The organism is Streptomyces sp. NPDC030991, from assembly GCF_055571235.1.
The window spans coordinates 269,170-284,526 of sequence record NZ_JBVIFR010000005.1; the positions used below are offsets into that span (position 1 = coordinate 269,170).

At 73.1% G+C, this 15,357-nt stretch carries 11 protein-coding genes; 9 read left to right on the forward strand and 2 right to left on the reverse strand.

The features are described from left to right. The first annotated feature begins 206 nt into the window (after positions 1–206). The 7 genes from lysW (at position 207) to ACZ45E_RS12520 (ending at position 6,169) form a co-directional block, all read left to right on the forward strand. On the forward strand, positions 207–371 hold the full coding sequence (gene lysW / locus ACZ45E_RS12490) for a lysine biosynthesis protein LysW (RefSeq protein WP_468219728.1): 165 nt from the start codon (positions 207–209) through the stop codon (positions 369–371). Then, complete coding sequence (locus ACZ45E_RS12495) at positions 368–1,246, forward strand: RimK family alpha-L-glutamate ligase (RefSeq protein WP_468219731.1); 879 nt, start codon at positions 368–370, stop codon at positions 1,244–1,246. Before lysW ends, ACZ45E_RS12495 begins: the two co-directional genes overlap by 4 nt. Next, positions 1,240–2,274, forward strand: a complete 1,035-nt coding sequence (argC, locus tag ACZ45E_RS12500; protein ID WP_468219732.1) for an N-acetyl-gamma-glutamyl-phosphate reductase — start codon at positions 1,240–1,242, stop codon at positions 2,272–2,274. Before ACZ45E_RS12495 ends, argC begins: the two co-directional genes overlap by 7 nt. An 88-nt stretch (positions 2,275–2,362) precedes the next feature. After that, complete coding sequence (locus tag ACZ45E_RS12505; protein ID WP_468219733.1) at positions 2,363–3,217, forward strand: [LysW]-aminoadipate kinase; 855 nt, start codon at positions 2,363–2,365, stop codon at positions 3,215–3,217. Continuing rightward, on the forward strand, positions 3,214–4,362 hold the full coding sequence (locus ACZ45E_RS12510) for a M20/M25/M40 family metallo-hydrolase (RefSeq protein WP_468219736.1): 1,149 nt from the start codon (positions 3,214–3,216) through the stop codon (positions 4,360–4,362). The genes ACZ45E_RS12505 and ACZ45E_RS12510 overlap by 4 nt, the downstream gene beginning before the upstream one ends. Next, the gene (locus tag ACZ45E_RS12515) at positions 4,359–5,192 is read left to right on the forward strand and encodes a transketolase (RefSeq protein ID WP_468219738.1); all 834 of its coding nucleotides are present in this window, start codon (positions 4,359–4,361) and stop codon (positions 5,190–5,192) included. Before ACZ45E_RS12510 ends, ACZ45E_RS12515 begins: the two co-directional genes overlap by 4 nt. After that, positions 5,189–6,169 carry a transketolase family protein gene (locus ACZ45E_RS12520; protein ID WP_468219741.1) on the forward strand — a complete coding sequence of 327 codons (981 nt, stop codon included), beginning with the start codon at positions 5,189–5,191 and terminating at the stop codon, positions 6,167–6,169. Before ACZ45E_RS12515 ends, ACZ45E_RS12520 begins: the two co-directional genes overlap by 4 nt. Positions 6,170–6,327: 158 nt before the next feature. On the opposite strand, the gene ACZ45E_RS12525 is transcribed toward ACZ45E_RS12520, so the two are convergent. Together ACZ45E_RS12525 and ACZ45E_RS12530 are read right to left on the reverse strand one after the other, a co-directional pair. Further along, complete coding sequence (locus ACZ45E_RS12525) at positions 6,328–7,746, reverse strand: FAD/NAD(P)-binding protein (RefSeq protein ID WP_468219742.1); 1,419 nt, start codon at positions 7,744–7,746, stop codon at positions 6,328–6,330. Between the two features lie 93 nt (positions 7,747–7,839). After that, on the reverse strand, positions 7,840–10,047 hold the full coding sequence (locus tag ACZ45E_RS12530) for a helix-turn-helix transcriptional regulator (RefSeq protein WP_468219745.1): 2,208 nt from the start codon (positions 10,045–10,047) through the stop codon (positions 7,840–7,842). A 358-nt stretch (positions 10,048–10,405) separates the two neighbouring features. Here ACZ45E_RS12530 and ACZ45E_RS12535 point away from each other — a divergent pair, with 358 nt between their 5' ends. After that, a complete protein-coding gene (locus ACZ45E_RS12535; protein ID WP_468219747.1) occupies positions 10,406–11,074 on the forward strand; it encodes a TetR/AcrR family transcriptional regulator in 669 nt (222 codons plus the stop codon). Positions 11,075–11,333: 259 nt separating this feature from the next. Then, positions 11,334–15,323 carry a type I polyketide synthase gene (locus tag ACZ45E_RS12540; protein ID WP_468219749.1) on the forward strand — a complete coding sequence of 1,330 codons (3,990 nt, stop codon included), beginning with the start codon at positions 11,334–11,336 and terminating at the stop codon, positions 15,321–15,323. Positions 15,324–15,357 lie beyond the last annotated feature (34 nt).

The window sequence follows — 15,357 nt, forward strand, 5'->3', positions numbered from 1 at the left end:
GGAAAGGGCCTTCCGCATTCCCCTTCTTTTCCGCCTCACACAGCCCGCCCGTGAGGTCATCACCGTGATGACAGGAGCCGCCGGAATTCCACGCGGAACGTACACCCGGTTCATTCCACGATCGATACCGGATCGCCCCCGAATGGGCTGTACTCGAAGACGTAAGAAGACGTAAAGGGAAAGCAGCACGACTCAGGAGGAATCCCATGCTTGCCTGCCCCGAATGCGAGTCGGACCTGTCGCTGGCCGACCAGCCGAAGACCAACGAGATCGTCGAGTGCGACAGTTGCGCGGTGGAGCTCGAAGTACTCACCGTGGACCCCGTGCAGGTCGGTCTCGCGCCCGAGGTCGAGGAGGACTGGGGAGAGTGACTATCACTCCGCACACGTCCGCCGAAGCGGTGTGCGCGGTGCTCGCCTCCCGGGTGCGCACGGATGAGAAGCGCATCCTGGAGGCGCTCGACCGCCGCAAACTCCCCTACGCGTTCCTGGACTCGCGCACGATGTGGCAGTCCCTGGACGGCGACGCCGGGCCGGCACCTGTGGTCCTCAACCGGGAGATCGGGTACGCGCGGGCGCTGTACGGCGCCCGCGCGCTGGAGGCCGCCGGCTGCGTGGTCCTCAACTCCGCGCGGGCCACCGAGGTCTGTGGCGACAAGTACCGCACCTCGGTGGCCCTGCACGACGCGGGGATACCGACCCCGCGCACCGCCCTCGCCCTCACACCGGAAGCCGCGCTGCCGGCCCTGGACGCCCTCGGCTATCCCGCGGTGATCAAGCCGCTGGTCGGCTCCTGGGGCCGGCTGGTCAGTTACCTGCCGGACGCGGACACCGCCCGTACGGTGCTCGACTACGTGGCCGCGCTGCCCGGGACGAACGCGCACATCACCTACGTCCAGGAGTACGTCTTCAAGCCCGAGCGCGACATCCGCGTCGTCGTCATCGGCGACGAGGCGGTCGGCGCCATCTACCGCAGCGGCGAGGACTGGCGCACCAACGTGGCGCGCGGCGCGGTCAGCCACCGCTGCGAACTGACCGACGAGGTGGCCAAGCTGGCGGTGTCGGCCGCGCAGAGCACGGGCGCCGACGTCGCCGGCGTGGACCTCCTGGAAGGCCCCGACGGGGAGCTGTGCGTCCTGGAGGTGAACCACGGGGTCGAGTTCTCCGGGTTCCAGCGGGCACACGGCAGCGACCTCTCCCTCGCGGATCTGATGATCGACCATCTGGAGGCGAGGCTGCCGTGCTGACCGTGGCCGTGGCCGGTGCGTCCGGCTACATCGGCGGAGAACTGCTCCGCATCCTTCTGGGGCACCCCGAGGCGGACGTGGTGCTGGCCACGTCGGACTCGCTCGCCGGGAAACGGGTGGACGGGGCGCATCCCAATCTGCGGGGCCGCACCGACCTCGTGTTCGCCCCGCACGACGCCCTCGACAGCGCCGCCCCGCTCGACGTGCTGTTCCTGGCCATGCCGCACACGAAGACCATGGCGCGCATGCGTGACTACCAGCGGGTGGCCGGTACGGTCATCGACCTCTCCGGTGACTTCCGGCTCGGCTCGACGGAGGTGTACCAGCGCTACTACGGGGTGCGGCACGAGGCGAGCGACCTGCTCCCGCACTTCGTGACCGGGCTGCCGGAGTACCACCGGGAGCGGCTGCGCGACGCCGACCTCATCTCCGTACCCGGTTGCATGGCGACCGCGGGGATGCTGGCGACCGTGCCCGCCGTCGAGGCGGGGCTGGCCGGCGGCCAGGTACTGGTCGACGCGCGCACCGGGTCGAGCGGCTCGGGTGTCACCGCCGGGCCGTCCAACCTGCACGCCGAACGCAGCGGCGCCATGCGGCTGTTCGCACCCACCGAGCACCGGCACGAGGCGGAGATCGCCCAGGCGACCGGCCTGCCGGTCCGGATGAACGCGACCGGCGTGGAAGCCGTGCGCGGGGTGCAGGTGGTCTGCCGTCTGTCGCTGCACGAAGGTGTCGACGAGGCGCAACTGCGCCGTGCCTACACCAAGGCGTACGCGGCGGAGCCGTTCGTGCGGGTCGTCGCCCGCAAGCGCGGGGACCACCGCCTGCCGGAGCCGAAGATCCTTTCCGGTTCCAACTACTGCGACGTCGGATTCGCCCTCTCCCGCGACGGTACGCACGCGGTGGCGGTCGGCGCGCTGGACAACCTGGTCAAGGGCGGCGCCGGAAACGCGGTGCAGTGCATGAACATCCGCTTCGGCTGTGCCGAGCGCAGCGGACTCGAATTCCCGGGGTTGCACCCCAACTGAGCCCGGGCCGGGCCGTGGCCAGGTCCCGTACGCGTTCGCCGGACTCCCGATTCCGACCATCCGAAATCCGTTCGAGGGGAATCGCCGTATGACCGAGACCATCGTGGTCAAGTGCGGCGGCAATGCCGCCGTGAATGCCGAGGCCGTCTGCACCGATGTCGCCCGCCTCGCGAGGCGGGGGCGACGCCTGGTGCTGGTGCACGGCGGCTCCGCCGACATCGAGCAGCTGGCCTCCCGTCTCGGCGTGGAGTCCCGCAGGCTCACCGCGCCCGACGGCATCAGCACGCGCCACACCGACAGCGACATGCTGGAGGTCGTACAACTCGCCCTCGCGGGGCTGGCCAAGCCCCGCCTTGTCTCCCTGCTGAACCTGCGGGGCACCCGCGCGGTGGGGCTGACCGGGCTCGACGGCGGGCTGTTGCGGGCCCGGCGCAAGTCGGCGCTGCGCGCCATCGTGGCGGGCCGCCCGACCATCGTGCGCGACAACCACACCGGGAAGATCACCTCCGTCGACACGGAGCTGGTGGAGGGCCTGCTCGACGCGGGCTGCCTGCCGGTGATCTCGCCGCCCGCCGTCGCCGAGGACGGACGCCCGGTGAACACGGACGCCGACCGGGCCGCGGCCGCCGTCGCCGGCGCGCTCGGGGCCAGTGCGCTGGTACTGCTCACCGGGGCCCCCGGCGTCCTGGCCGACCCCGCCGACGACTCCTCGACGCTCGACGTGTGCGAGGTCCCGGCGAGCGGGCCGCCCCCGTACCGGGGCGGCGGCATGGGGCTCAAGCTGATCGCGGCCCGTGAGGCGCTGCAACAGGGCTGCGAGCGGGTGGTGATCGCCGACGGCCGCGCCTCATCGCCGGTCGAGGCGGCGCTCGCCGGCCGGGGCACGGACGTGGCGGTGGCCCGCTCGAAAGCCGGTTCCGACGCATGGGAGATGGCGGGATGACCACACACACTGTGCACGACATCGGTTCCTCGTCGCAGCCGTACGCCGTGGGAGTGCTGCACGGCATGCTGCAGGTGGACTCGCCCTCCTGCGACGAGGGCGAAGTGGCGGCCCACATCGTGTCGTTGATGCGCGACCTGGGGTTCACGGCCGAGATCGACGCGGCCGGGAACGCCGTCGGCACCATCGGCCGCGGCGACGGCCCCTCGGTGATGCTGCTGGGGCACATGGACACGATCCCCGGTCACATACCGGTCCGGGTGGAGGGCGACCGGCTGTACGGGCGTGGTTCGGTGGACGCGAAAGGGCCGCTCGCCGCCATGATCTGCGCCGCCGCCACGGCCGCCGCGCGCGGCTTCCCCGGCTCGGTGACCGTGGTCGGCGCCGTGGAGGAGGAGACACCTTCCTCGCGCGGGGCCATGCACATCCGCGCGCACCACGACCGGCCCGACGCCCTGATCGTGGGCGAACCGAGCGGCTGGGACACCGTCGTCGTCGGCTACAAGGGCAAGACGGACCTGTCCTACCAGGTGCGCTGCGACCCGACGCATCCCTCCAACCCGGAGCCCAAGGCGACCGAGCTGGTCTGCCGTGCCTGGGCCACGCTGCTCGACGTCCTGGGTCCCGACATCGGGAACCACAGCTTCGCGACCCCGGGCCCGACCCTGGTGTCGCTCAGCGGTGACATGGCGGTGGCCGAGGCGGAGTTCAGCGTCCGCACGCCACCCCTGTACGACGTGGGACGCCTCGTGGACCAGCTCGCCGCGAAGGTCCCCAAGGGGCGCCTGGAGCTGATCAACTCGGTCGCCGCCTGTCGCACCGACCGCTCCGACCCGGTGGTGCGCGCCCTGTCGGGGGCCATCCGCGCCCAGCACCGCCGGCCCACCTGGAAGGTCAAGAGCGGCACCTCCGACATGAACACGCTGGCCGAGGTGTGGGACGTCCCCATGGCCACGTACGGCCCCGGTGACAGCGCCCTGGACCACGCCGACAACGAGCACATCCTCATCGAGGACTACCTGCGCGGCATCGACGTCCTCGTCCGGACCCTGGACGCGCTCGGCGCCGATCCGGCCGTCCGCCCCGCCCTGTCCCTGCTGACCGCGGAAAGGAGCAGCGGCCCGACCGGGCCCGACTCCCCATGAACGAGACCAGTACGGCCGAACGCGCCCGCCGCGTACGCCAACGTGTCGTCGACATGTGTGCCAACCCCGAAGGCGGCCACCTGGGCGGATCCCTGTCCCTGACGGAGATCCTCGTGACCCTCTACTCCTCGGTGCTCCGGATCGACCCGGAGCACCCCGAAGCCCCCGACCGCGACGTCCTGATCCTGAGCAAGGGGCACGGCGCGATCGGCCTGTACGCGGCGCTCGCCGAGTACGGGTTCGTCCCCGAGGACCACATCGAACGCTACGGCCGGCCCGACGGGCCGCTGACCGCTCATCCGCACGCCGAGATCCCCGGGGTGGAGTGGCCCACCGGAGCGCTGGGGCACGGCCTGTCCGTGGGCGTCGGGCACGCGCTCGGCTTCCGGCTCGCGGAGGCCGACCGGTGGTGCTACGTGGTGATGGGTGACGGCGAGTTGCAGGAGGGATCGGTGTGGGAGGCGGCCATGGCGGCGAGCACCCACGGCCTGGACCGCCTGGTGGCGGTGGTCGACCGCAACCGTCTGCAGATCACCGGCTCCACCGAGGAGAACGCGGCGCTGGAACCGCTGGCGGACCGCTGGGCCGCCTTCGGCTGGGACGTCCACGACATCGACGGCCATGATCCGGACCGCCTCGCCGAGGCCCTGCGCCCGCCCGAGGTCCCCACGGGCAAGCCGCGTGTCGTCATCGCCCGGACCGTCAAGGGCAAGGGCATGCCGCAGGTGGAAGGGCAAGTGCGCAGCCATTACGCCAAGTTGACCGACCGACAGCGGCGGCGGGCCCAGGCCGCGCTGACCGCCCGTGACCCGAGGGGGAGCCGATCGTGACGCAGACGACCTTGCTCGACGCACCCGCCATCGCCCCGGATCCGCCGCGGCCCAACCGTGAGGTCTACCGCGACCAGCTCGTGGAGCTCATGCGGTCCGACGCGCGCGTGGTGTGCCTCGACAGCGACACGGGCCTTTTCAACCCGGTCGACTGGGGCGACCTGTCCGCCCATTACGTCAATCTGGGGATAGCTGAGCAGAATCTGCTGAGCACGGCGGCGGGCCTCGCCGCCGTGGGGTTCCGGCCCTTCGTCAACACCATGGCCACGTTCGCGACCACCCGGGCCCTGGAGTCCGTGAAGCTCGACATCGCGCGCAACGATGTCCCGGTCCGGATCGCCGCCACGCACAGCGGCCTGGCCGCCGGCCATCTGGGAGCCACGCACCACTGCCTCGAAGACCTCGCCGTCATGCGGCTGCTGCCGCACATGACCGTCCTCGTGCCCGCCGACGCGGAGCAGGCGGGGACCATGGTGCGGGCCGCGGCCGCGCTCCCCGGGCCCGTCTATCTGCGTCTGGGCCGCGGCGCGACCCCGGCGCTGCCGGCGGACGCGGAGCCGGTCAGGCTGGGAAAGGCGCAGACGCTGCGCCGCGGCTCGGACGTCACCCTCGTCGCCACCGGCCCGTACCCGGTCCTCAGGGCGCTGGAGGCCGCCGATCTCCTGGCCGCGCGGGGCGTCTCGGCGCGGGTGCTCAACATGCACACCGTCAAGCCCCTGGACGAGGCGGCTCTGCTGGACGCCGCGCGCACGACGGCCGGCATCGTCACCGTGGAGGAGCACTGGGTCCAGGGCGGTCTGGGGTCGGCCGTCGCCGAGGTCACGTCCGCGGCCCGGCCCTGCGCGCCGGTGCTGCGGGTGGGGGTGCCCGATGCCTTCGCGGCGGGCAGCGGTGGCCACGAACACCTGCTGGAGCGTAACGGCATCACCGCCGAAGCCGTCCTGACGCGGGCGCTGCGACTCGTCGCGCCGCGATAGGCCGCACACCGGCACGCCAAGGGCCACCCGGCCGTCCTGACCGGGTGGCCCTGGCATGTCGCGGGGGGCCGTGGCGTCGGCCCCCGGCGTTCAAGTACCCGGTTGTCCTGACCGGGTTGCCCTGGCGTATCAGGGGCCGTGGCGTCGGTCCCCGGTGTTCAGGTGGGCGTAGCGACGGGCTCGCCCCGGTACTCCGGCGCTACGGGCACGGCCGAGGGGGCGACGGCTCGCAGGACGCTGTCGGCCACCTGCGCGGCCTGGCCGCGGATCTCGGGCATCGCCGTCGTCTCCAGGAGATTGCCTCGGCGGGGCGCCCCGATCGTCCACAGCGGCGCGGCAGGACCGGCGGCGGGGACCAGCCGGCCGTCGCCCGCCGTGTCGAGCCCCTGGCCCGCGGGGCCCGGCCGGGCGGTCCCGTCCCGCAGGAGGCCGTCCACCAGCGGGTCCCCCGCGCGGTGCAGGTCGGTGCGCGCGCCGGTGCAGTTGATCACCGCGGCCACCCGCAACTCCCTGCCGTCGCCGAGCCGTACACGCACGGCGTCGCGCTCCGCGGTGGCCCCGACGATCTCGGCGGCCGACACCCGCAGCCGTCCCCGCCCGCGCAGCACGCGCAGCCGGGCCGCCGTCGGGGGCGCGAGACGGTGCCGGTGCACCTCCCAACTGCGCAGGTCCTCCTGGAGGAACCGCGAGCGGTCCGCGGCGGTGAGCTGCTGCCACAGGCCCGCGGTCAACGGGCGCAGTCCGTCCATGCCCGGCCGCCAGTCGCCGCGTTCGCGGCGGCACGCAGCCAGGTGGCGACGGATGTCACGGCGCAGCGCGTCCAGGCCGCGGGCGCCGTCCAGCGGGCACGGCGCGGCGGGCGGGGCCGGGGAGGCGAGGTGGGTGTGCGGGACGAGTCCGTGCCGGGAGACGGCGTGCAGCACCCGGCCGGGCCCGGCGAGTGTGATCGCCACGTCGGCCATGGTCAGTCCGGTGCCCACGAGCAGGACGTCGCCCGTGCCGTCGACGGCGTCCAGGGCGCCCGGCGCCCATGGGTCGGCCACGAAGCGGGGGTCGGCCCGCAGCGCGTCCCCGGCCCACTCGGCGGCGGGGGCGAAGTTCCCCAGGGCCAGTACGGCGGCGTCCGCCGTCAGCCGGGCGCCGTCGGCGTGGGCCAGGGTCATGGAGCGGTCCTGCCGGTGCACGCCGACGACCCGTGTGTGCAGGCGGCGCGGCCGTCCGGAGCCGCTCGTCCGGACAGCGTGCTCCAGTACGTCGGCGAGGTACTGGCCGTAGTCCTGGCGGGCGACGAAGTCGTCCGGTGCGGCTGCGGGACGGTGGGCGCCGAGCCAGCGCACGAAGTGTCCGGCGTCGTCGGGCAGCGCGCTCATCCTGCTCGCCGGCACGTTGAGCAGATGGCGGCGCTCGCCGGTGCCGTAGGCGAGTCCTGGACCGGACCGCTCGGACGGATCGATCAGGGTCAGGTCGAGCGCGACACCGTGCTCCGCCGCGCGGTTCAGCAGCTGGACGGTGGTCAGCGCGCCGGCGGCACCGGCGCCGACGACCGCGACGCGGGGTACGCGTGGGTTCCGGGTCATGTTGTGTCACTCCTGGTGCCTCCCGCTCGACGAGTGGGAGGCACGTGTGCTGGGGGTGGTGGACTGTGGGGGGCCGCCGTGCCGGGCGGAGCTCTACGCCCGTGACAGCTGCATCGCGCCGCTGAGTTCGACCCGCGAACCGACGCCGAGGCGCGGGTAGATCTTCCGCAGGTGGTAGTTGACCGTGTGCGGCGAGAGATAGACCCGCTGGGCGATCTGACGGTTCGTCAGTCCGGAGCCAGCGAGATGCGCGATGGTGCGCTCGACCTCGCTCAGCGTCTCCCAGCCGGTCCCGCTCTCGCGCCGGAACCGCTGGGGGGCGGTGTGCCGGCCGACCGTCCGCAGCCGCTGCCCCACGCGCGCCGCGTCACGGCTCGCACCGCAGGCCCGGAAATCCTCCAGCGCGGACTCCAGGGTGTGCGCCCACTCGGGCCGGCCCAGCGCCCTGGTGCGCAGCGAGACGACGGCCAGGTCCTCCCGGGCGCAGCCGCGCGCCCATGCGCCGCAGTGCCCGGCGGCGGCGGCCCGCAAGGCGTCCAGGTCGCCGCGCACGAGGCCGCGCGCGTGGTCGTGGACGGCGACGATCTCCGGGAGCCCACCGTTGAGTTCGGCGAGTTCCGCCGTCCTCTCCACGACGTCCTCGGCGAGTTCCGTGTCGCCGACGCTCAGCGCCAGCCGCACCAGCCAGGCGGCGGCGCCGGGCTCCTCCAGATACAGGGACGGTTCACGCCACAGGTGCGCGCCGGGTTCGCCGTCCGTCGCGGACAGGAGCCGGATCGCGGGGCGCGCGCCGTGCCGAGCGGCGACCAGCTGCGCCCGCACCCACCCGTACATAGGGGAGTCGAGGGGTTCGTCGCTGTCCTGCAACGAGACGAGGCAGTGGTCCATGTGGTCGACGGCCTCGGAGAGGTCCCCGCACCGCAGCGCGACCATCGCCGCCACCGCCTGGCCCATGGGACGGTAGGCCGCCGCGCCCGCCGTGTCGTCGAACCGCGTGACACGGTGCGCCGCGCGGCGGGCCTCCTCGATCCTGCCCGCCCGCAGCAGCAGGCGGGCGCGTGCCAGCGTCGTCTCGCAGGACCGGCCGCTCTCGGTGAGCGGCTCGTCGGGCGCCCGGTCGAGCAGCTGCCACGCCTCGCCGGCGCGGCCCATCGCGGCGAGCTTCTCGGAGACCGTCGCCGCGGCGGCCGACGTCCCGTGCGCCCCGATGTCCTCGGAGACGACACGGCGTCCGAGGCGCAGCGAGGCGACGGCGTCGCCCGCCCGCCACAGTTCCTCCACGCGGGCGGCCGGTTCCGGTGTCCGCTCCTGGGCCGCGTACGGCTCGGGGGCCGGGTGGGCGGCCACGTCCTGCGCGGGTCCCGGGCGGACGGCGGGCGCCGTGGAGGGCGAGAGGCGCTCGGAGCGCGCCACTTCGCTGCGGAGCAACGGGCTGGCGAAGGCCACGCGTCCGTCGTCGTAGGTCCGCAGGAGTCCGGCCGCGACCGCCTCGTCCAGGAAGGGCGCCAGCGCGGTGGACTCGTGGCGCTCCAGGGACGTGCCGGTGGCCTGCGCGCCGGGCCCCGGTGCGGGGGTGCCCACGGCGGCCCTGCACACCGCCTGCCGGGTGCGCGGCGAGAGTCGCGCCAGGCGCTGTTCGACCGCGATGTGCACGCGGGTGGGCAGTGGGTAGCGGGCCTCCCGGCCGTCGGGCACCTCGGCCTCGGGGCCGGGTATCTCCTCGGTCAGCCCCTGTACGAGATCGGTGATGAGCTGCGGATCCCCGTTCGCCTCGGCCACCTGTCGCGCGACCTGACCGGGCAGTGCCCGAAAGCCCATCAACTTGGCGGCCAGCGCGGTCGCTTGCGGTGCGGGCAGCGGCCGCAGCACGGTGCGTGTCACGGTGCCCGGGCACTCGCGCAGCAACCGCTCGGCGGTGCGTCCGGGACGAGCCGCCAGTATCCAGACCACGGGCGCGTCGTCGCCGCGGCGGATCGCCCTGCGCAGTGCCCGCTCCGCGGAGGCCGAGAGCGACTGGACGTCGTCGACGGCGACGAAGCGGGGCGGCCCGACGGAGCCTTCGCCGACGGAACTTGCGCCGCGGTGGCCGAAGTCCGCCGTATGTGTCGCGACCGGAAGCCCCCGCGCGCCGGCCCATGCGGCGGCGTCGCGCAGGAGCAGCGACTTACCGATACCGGGCCCTCCCTGCACGAGCAGCACGGCGGTCGCTCCCGCTTCGGCCTGCTCCACGGTGGAGACCACACAGCGCCAGGCGTCGTCCCGGCCGATGGTCGTTCGTTCCGTACGAAGTAACGCGTGCATCGGAGCCGCTCCCCTGGTGAGTCCATTTCAATGAACTGAAGTCCATTTATAGACGCCATCCCAAGATCACTCAAGCCCATCTCAACACCGGGATTACGGACAAGTCGGCATGTTCCACGCCTGGTTGATCGCCACGGAGCGTCAACTCCGCAGTTGAGAGCGGAGTTTCAGAGGATATTTGGACTCGCATCTATTTTTATGCCGGAGTCAACTGCCCACTCGGTGGCCGAAATTGTGGCGCAACCTCGATGCGTACAGGACGATTCTTCCAACGGCGTGCAGACGGCTCGACACACGTCCGCACGCAATGTTGTACTATGGTTCACGAATGCGGATCGGGACGAAAGGGGCAACCCTCATGACAGCCGCAGGGCCGGCCCCCATGGGGCGCCGGGAGCGCAGCAAGCAGCGCGTCCGTGACGGCTTGTACGCGTCCGCGCTCGGGCTCTTCGCCGAGCAGGGGTACGAGCGCACGACCATCGACCAGATCGCCGAGCGCGCGGACGTGGCCAGGGGCACCTTCTTCAACTACTTCCAGCGCAAGGAAGACATCGTCCTGGCCTGGGCGGACAAGCGCAGGCAGCACCTGGTCGCCACCATGGACCAGACACCGCAGGGCCCCCACGACGACGTCGCGGTCCACCTCGAGCGCTGCATGTCGGTCCTGGCGGAGTTCAACGAGTCGGAGCGGGACGTGGTCCCCGCCATGCTCACCGCATGGGTCAAGTCGGGCCGGCCCATCTTCGAGGAGCCGTACACCGCCCAGTTCTTCGCCGACATCATCGAGACCGGCCGCAAGCGGGGGGACATCGCTCCCGACGTGGACCCCGCGCGCGTGGGCAATCTCCTGCGCGACGCCTATCTGGGCCACCTCTACCGCTGGTCCCAGGCCCCTGAGGCGCACGCCCCGCTCCGCATGGAGCTGCGCGAGATCGTGCGCATCATCCTCGCCGGCTCGCTCTCCTACGCGCGGCGCGGCTGGGTCTCACCCGGCGGCCACGAGTCGACGTCCCCCGCCAGGGACTGATCGCACCGCCACGAGCAGGCACGATCCATCTTCATCTCCGTACGCCGGTTTGGCTCCCCCTGGGCTGGGGAGTCGGAAGTCCCTGCACCACGCGGTGCGGCAACCCCCGGAGCGACACCAGAACCACCACCGTCACGCACCATTGACTCCGGGCCAAAGTTGACCCTTAGTATATTTTTGCACCGCGCAAGTCTCAGCTAGTCCTCGTGTCCCGCGTCGACCGCCGGGCACAGCCCTCACACAGAAGGCGGACCTGGAGATGGAGCACGCCCCGGCCGACGACCGATCGCCGATAGCAGTGGTGGGCATGGCCTGCCGCTTTCCCGGCGCCGACGACGTGAACGCCTTCTGGGCGAACCTGCTGGCCGGTGTGGACGCCGTGTCACCGGTCCCCCGCGAACGGTTCGACGTCACCCCGTACGTGAGCGAGCACACCGGCGATCCGGGCCGCACGGTCTCCCGCCACGGCGGATTCCTGACCGACGCCTTCGGCTTCGACGCCGCCTTCTTCGGGATCTCACCGGCGGAGGCGACCGGCATGGACCCGCAGCAACGATTACTGCTCCAGGTCACGTGGGAGTCCCTGGAATCCGCCGGCATCCGGCCGTCGAGCCTGGCCGGCACCCACGGCGGGGTCTTCGTCGGACAGGCCACGGCCGAGTACGGGGACACCGGCGCCCCTCCCCTGCGGCGCGACGTGCACGGAGTGGTCGGCAACCGCCTGCGGGCCGTCACGTCGGGGCGCGTCTCCTACGCCCTGGACCTGCGCGGTCCCAGCCTCGTCATGGACACCGCCTGTTCGTCGTCGCTCGTCGCCGTGCACGCGGCGCGGCAGAGCCTGCTCACCGGGGAGTGCGACCTCGCCATCGCCGCCGGCGTGAACCTCGTCCTCGCCCCCGACGACGCCATCGCCTACTCCCAGGGCGGCATGCTCTCGCCGGGCGGCCGCTGCCGGTTCGGGGCGGCGGGCGGTGACGGATTCGTGCGCAGCGACGGTGTCGGCACCGTGGTGCTCAAGCGGCTCCGTGACGCCGAGCGCGACGGCGACCCGGTGCTCGCCCTGCTGCTGGGCTCCGCCGTCACCAACGACGGCCGGGCCAGCGGCCTGTTGCTCCAGCCCTCGGTGGACGGGCAGGTCCACATGATCGAGGAGGCCTGCCGCAGCGCGGGCGTCTCCGCCCACCAGCTCGACTACGTCGAGGCGCACGGCACGGGCACCTCGGTCGGCGACTCGGTCGAACTGCGGGCGCTGGCCGCCGCGTTCGCCCCCGAGGGATCCGGCGGGCGGCCGCTGCTGACCGGGTCCGTGAAGTCCAACATCGGGCACGCCGAGGCCGCGGCGGGGATCGCGGGCCTCATCAAGTCGGTGCTCATCGCACGGCACGGCGAGATCCCGGCATCCCTGCACTGCGGCGACCCGCACCCCCTCCTGGCCGACGGCCGGCTGCCGGTGGAGGTCGTGCGCGAGACGATTCCCGTACGACCGGCCGGGCCCACCGCGCTTCTCGGCGTCAGCTCCTTCGGACTCTCCGGCACCAACGCGCATGTGGTGGTCGGTGCCTACGCCCCCGGCCCGCGGACCGCGCCCTCTGCCGCCGCTCCCCCGGCCGGGCAGCACGCGACGCCGACGAGCACAGACATGCAAGCACCGACCGGAGGCGCCGACACTCCGGTCATGGACGCGGCCGCGGACGCCACCACTCCGATCGCCGACATCGGCACCTCCGTCTCGGACACCGGCATCCCGCACCCCCAACTGCTGGTGCTCACGGCCAAGTCCCGCGCCGCGCTCCTGCGCCTGGCCGACGCGCACGCGGCGCACCTGGAGCGCGGCGGCGCGGGACACGGGCAGTCGCTGCGGGAGATCTGCGCGACCGCCGCCACCCGCCGCGACCCGCTCCCCCACCGGCTCTGGGCGGTCGCCGCGACGCACGCGGACATGGCCGGGCAGCTGCGGGCGCTCGCCGCGGGCGAGCGGACCGCCCAAGGGGGCCTCGGCGAGGCGGGGTTCGGGGCGGCGCGCAGGACCGTGTTCGTCTTCCCTGGCCAGGGCTCCCAGTGGCTGGGCATGGGGCGCGAGCTGTACGCGTCCTCACTCTCCTTCCGCACACAGATGCTGGCCTGCGACGCGGCTGTGGGCCGGGAACTCGGCTGGTCCGTGGTCGAGGCTCTGCACGCGGACGAGCTGCCCACCGAGGTCGAGCGCGTCCAGCCGGTGCTGTGGGCCGTCGAAGTGGCGCTGACCGCCGCCTGGCGCGCCCTCGGTGTCACCCCCGACGCGTGCGTGGGGCACAGCATGGGCGAAGTGGCCGCGGCGCACGTGGCGGGAGCGCTGTCCTTGCAGGACGCGGCCTCGGTCATCTGCCGCCGCAGCCGCCTCATGCAGCGCACCGCAGGCCGGGGCGCGATGGTCTGTGTCGAACTGAGCGCCGCGGACGCGGCGTCGGCCGTGGCCCCCTACGAAGGAGCCGTCTGCGTGGCGGCGGAGAACGCGCCCACGGCCAGCGTGCTCGCCGGAGAACGGGAGGCCCTGGCCGAACTGTGCCGGTCCCTGGACGAGCGCGGTGTGCCGTGCCATCCGGTCAAGGTCGACGTGGCCTCCCACTCACCCCTGATGGACGCGCTGCACGACGATCTGCTCACCGAGCTCGGCCATCTCACGCCGGCCCCCACCATGACCCCGCTGATCTCGACGGTCACCGGTGGGACCCTGCGCGGCCCCGAACTCGCGGCCGGCTACTGGGCGGACAACCTGCGCAGCCGCGTCCGGTTCGCCGGGAGCGTCGAGGGCCTGGCCCGGGCGCAGGGCAGCGTATTCGTCGAGATCAGTCCGCATCCGGTACTGAAGGGCGCCCTCGACGAGATCCTCGCCGACTCCGAGAGCTCCGCCGTTCCTTCACTGCGCCGGGACCAGGACGAGCGGCGACACCTCCTGTGCGCCGTCGGACAGTTGTACGCGTGTGGCGCCGATGTGGACTGGAGCCGCTGGTACCCGCGGCCTTCCCGGCCCGTTCCGCTCCCCCACTACTCGTGGGATCTGACGCAGTTCCGGCAGCCCGCCGCCCCGCAGCCCGCCGCGCCGCACGTACGCCAGGACGAGCTGGACGATCTCGGACTGCCGGGACCGGACGAAGGCGTGTCGTTCCACGGCATGACGCCGGTGCCCCCGGCCGTGTTCGTGGCCACCGCGCTGGAGGCCGCCCGCGACGCGGCGCCTGGACAGCTCTTCGCCCTGGACCATGTCGAACTGGGCACCGAGCCGGTCGAGATGACGCCCGACCGCCGGATCTCGCTGCGGACCACGGTCGGCGTGCCGTCGTCCGACGGCTCGCGCCACGCCACGGTGGACGCGGTCAGCGGCGACTCCGGCTCCTCGACCCTGTGTGCGACGGCGCTGGCCCGCCCGGTCGAGGGGGTGGAGTGCGCCGACGCCACACAGGCGCTGGACGCCGCTCTGGGCCGCTGCCACGGGTACGTCACCGCCGACGCCTTCTACGAGGTCGCGAAAGGCCGAGGGCTGCACGTCGGGGAGGCGCTGCGCTCCGTACAGCAGTTGTGGCGCCGGGACGGGGAGGCCGTCGCCCGCATGCGCCACCCCAAGGCCCCGGCGCCCGCCGCCTGGGAGGTCGCCCTGCAACCGCTGCTGGCCGCGGCGCCCGCCTCACGGACCGCCGTCTCCTATGTGCCCGAGGCGTTCGGCTCGGTACAGCTCTTCGAGGATCTGCCGGACGAGTTCTGGAGCACGTGCCGTATCACCGGGGCGGACCCGGTCGCGGAGGTGACCGTCATCGCGCCGGACGGCCGCGTACTCGCCTCCTTCGCCGGGATCCGGCTGCGCAAGGTGCCGGCCCCGTCCGCGCGCGCCGCCACGGGTGTGCGCCGTTCGCGGCTCCGGGCCGCGGCGGCCCGCGTCGCCGACCGGATCGCCCAGCGGCCGCCCGCCCACACACCGGCGCCCCCCACGTCGGCGCCCCGCCCGAGCCCGGCGCCGGCCGTCGCGGAGTCCGCCCGCGCCGAGCCGGCGACCGCCCGGCACAGCCGTCCGATCCGCGACCTCGCGGGCGCGGCCCTGGGGATGGAACCGGCCGAGCTGGACGACCGGCGACCGTTGCGCGACTACGGCCTCGACTCGCTGATGGCCGGCAAGCTCCGGCTCCGGCTCTCCCGCGAACACGGCGTGGAGGTCACGGCCGGCCAGTTGCTCGGCAGCGACACCTTGGCCCACGTCGAGGAGCTGAGCGGCGACTGATCCCCCGCCCGGCCCTGACGCGCCCGTCAGGGCC

What these genes read in the sequence shown, in the direction of transcription:
- lysW (WP_468219728.1), top strand. Translation starts at nt 207, where the DNA reads ATGCTTGCCTGCCCCGAATGCGAGTCGGACCTGTCGCTGGCCGACCAG.
- ACZ45E_RS12505 (WP_468219733.1), top strand. Translation starts at nt 2,363, where the DNA reads ATGACCGAGACCATCGTGGTCAAGTGCGGCGGCAATGCCGCCGTGAAT.
- ACZ45E_RS12510 (WP_468219736.1), top strand. Translation starts at nt 3,214, where the DNA reads ATGACCACACACACTGTGCACGACATCGGTTCCTCGTCGCAGCCGTAC.
- ACZ45E_RS12515 (WP_468219738.1), top strand. Translation starts at nt 4,359, where the DNA reads ATGAACGAGACCAGTACGGCCGAACGCGCCCGCCGCGTACGCCAACGT.
- ACZ45E_RS12525 (WP_468219742.1), bottom strand. Translation starts at nt 7,746, where the DNA reads ATGACCCGGAACCCACGCGTACCCCGCGTCGCGGTCGTCGGCGCCGGT.
- ACZ45E_RS12530 (WP_468219745.1), bottom strand. Translation starts at nt 10,047, where the DNA reads ATGCACGCGTTACTTCGTACGGAACGAACGACCATCGGCCGGGACGAC.
- ACZ45E_RS12535 (WP_468219747.1), top strand. Translation starts at nt 10,406, where the DNA reads ATGACAGCCGCAGGGCCGGCCCCCATGGGGCGCCGGGAGCGCAGCAAG.
- ACZ45E_RS12540 (WP_468219749.1), top strand. Translation starts at nt 11,334, where the DNA reads ATGGAGCACGCCCCGGCCGACGACCGATCGCCGATAGCAGTGGTGGGC.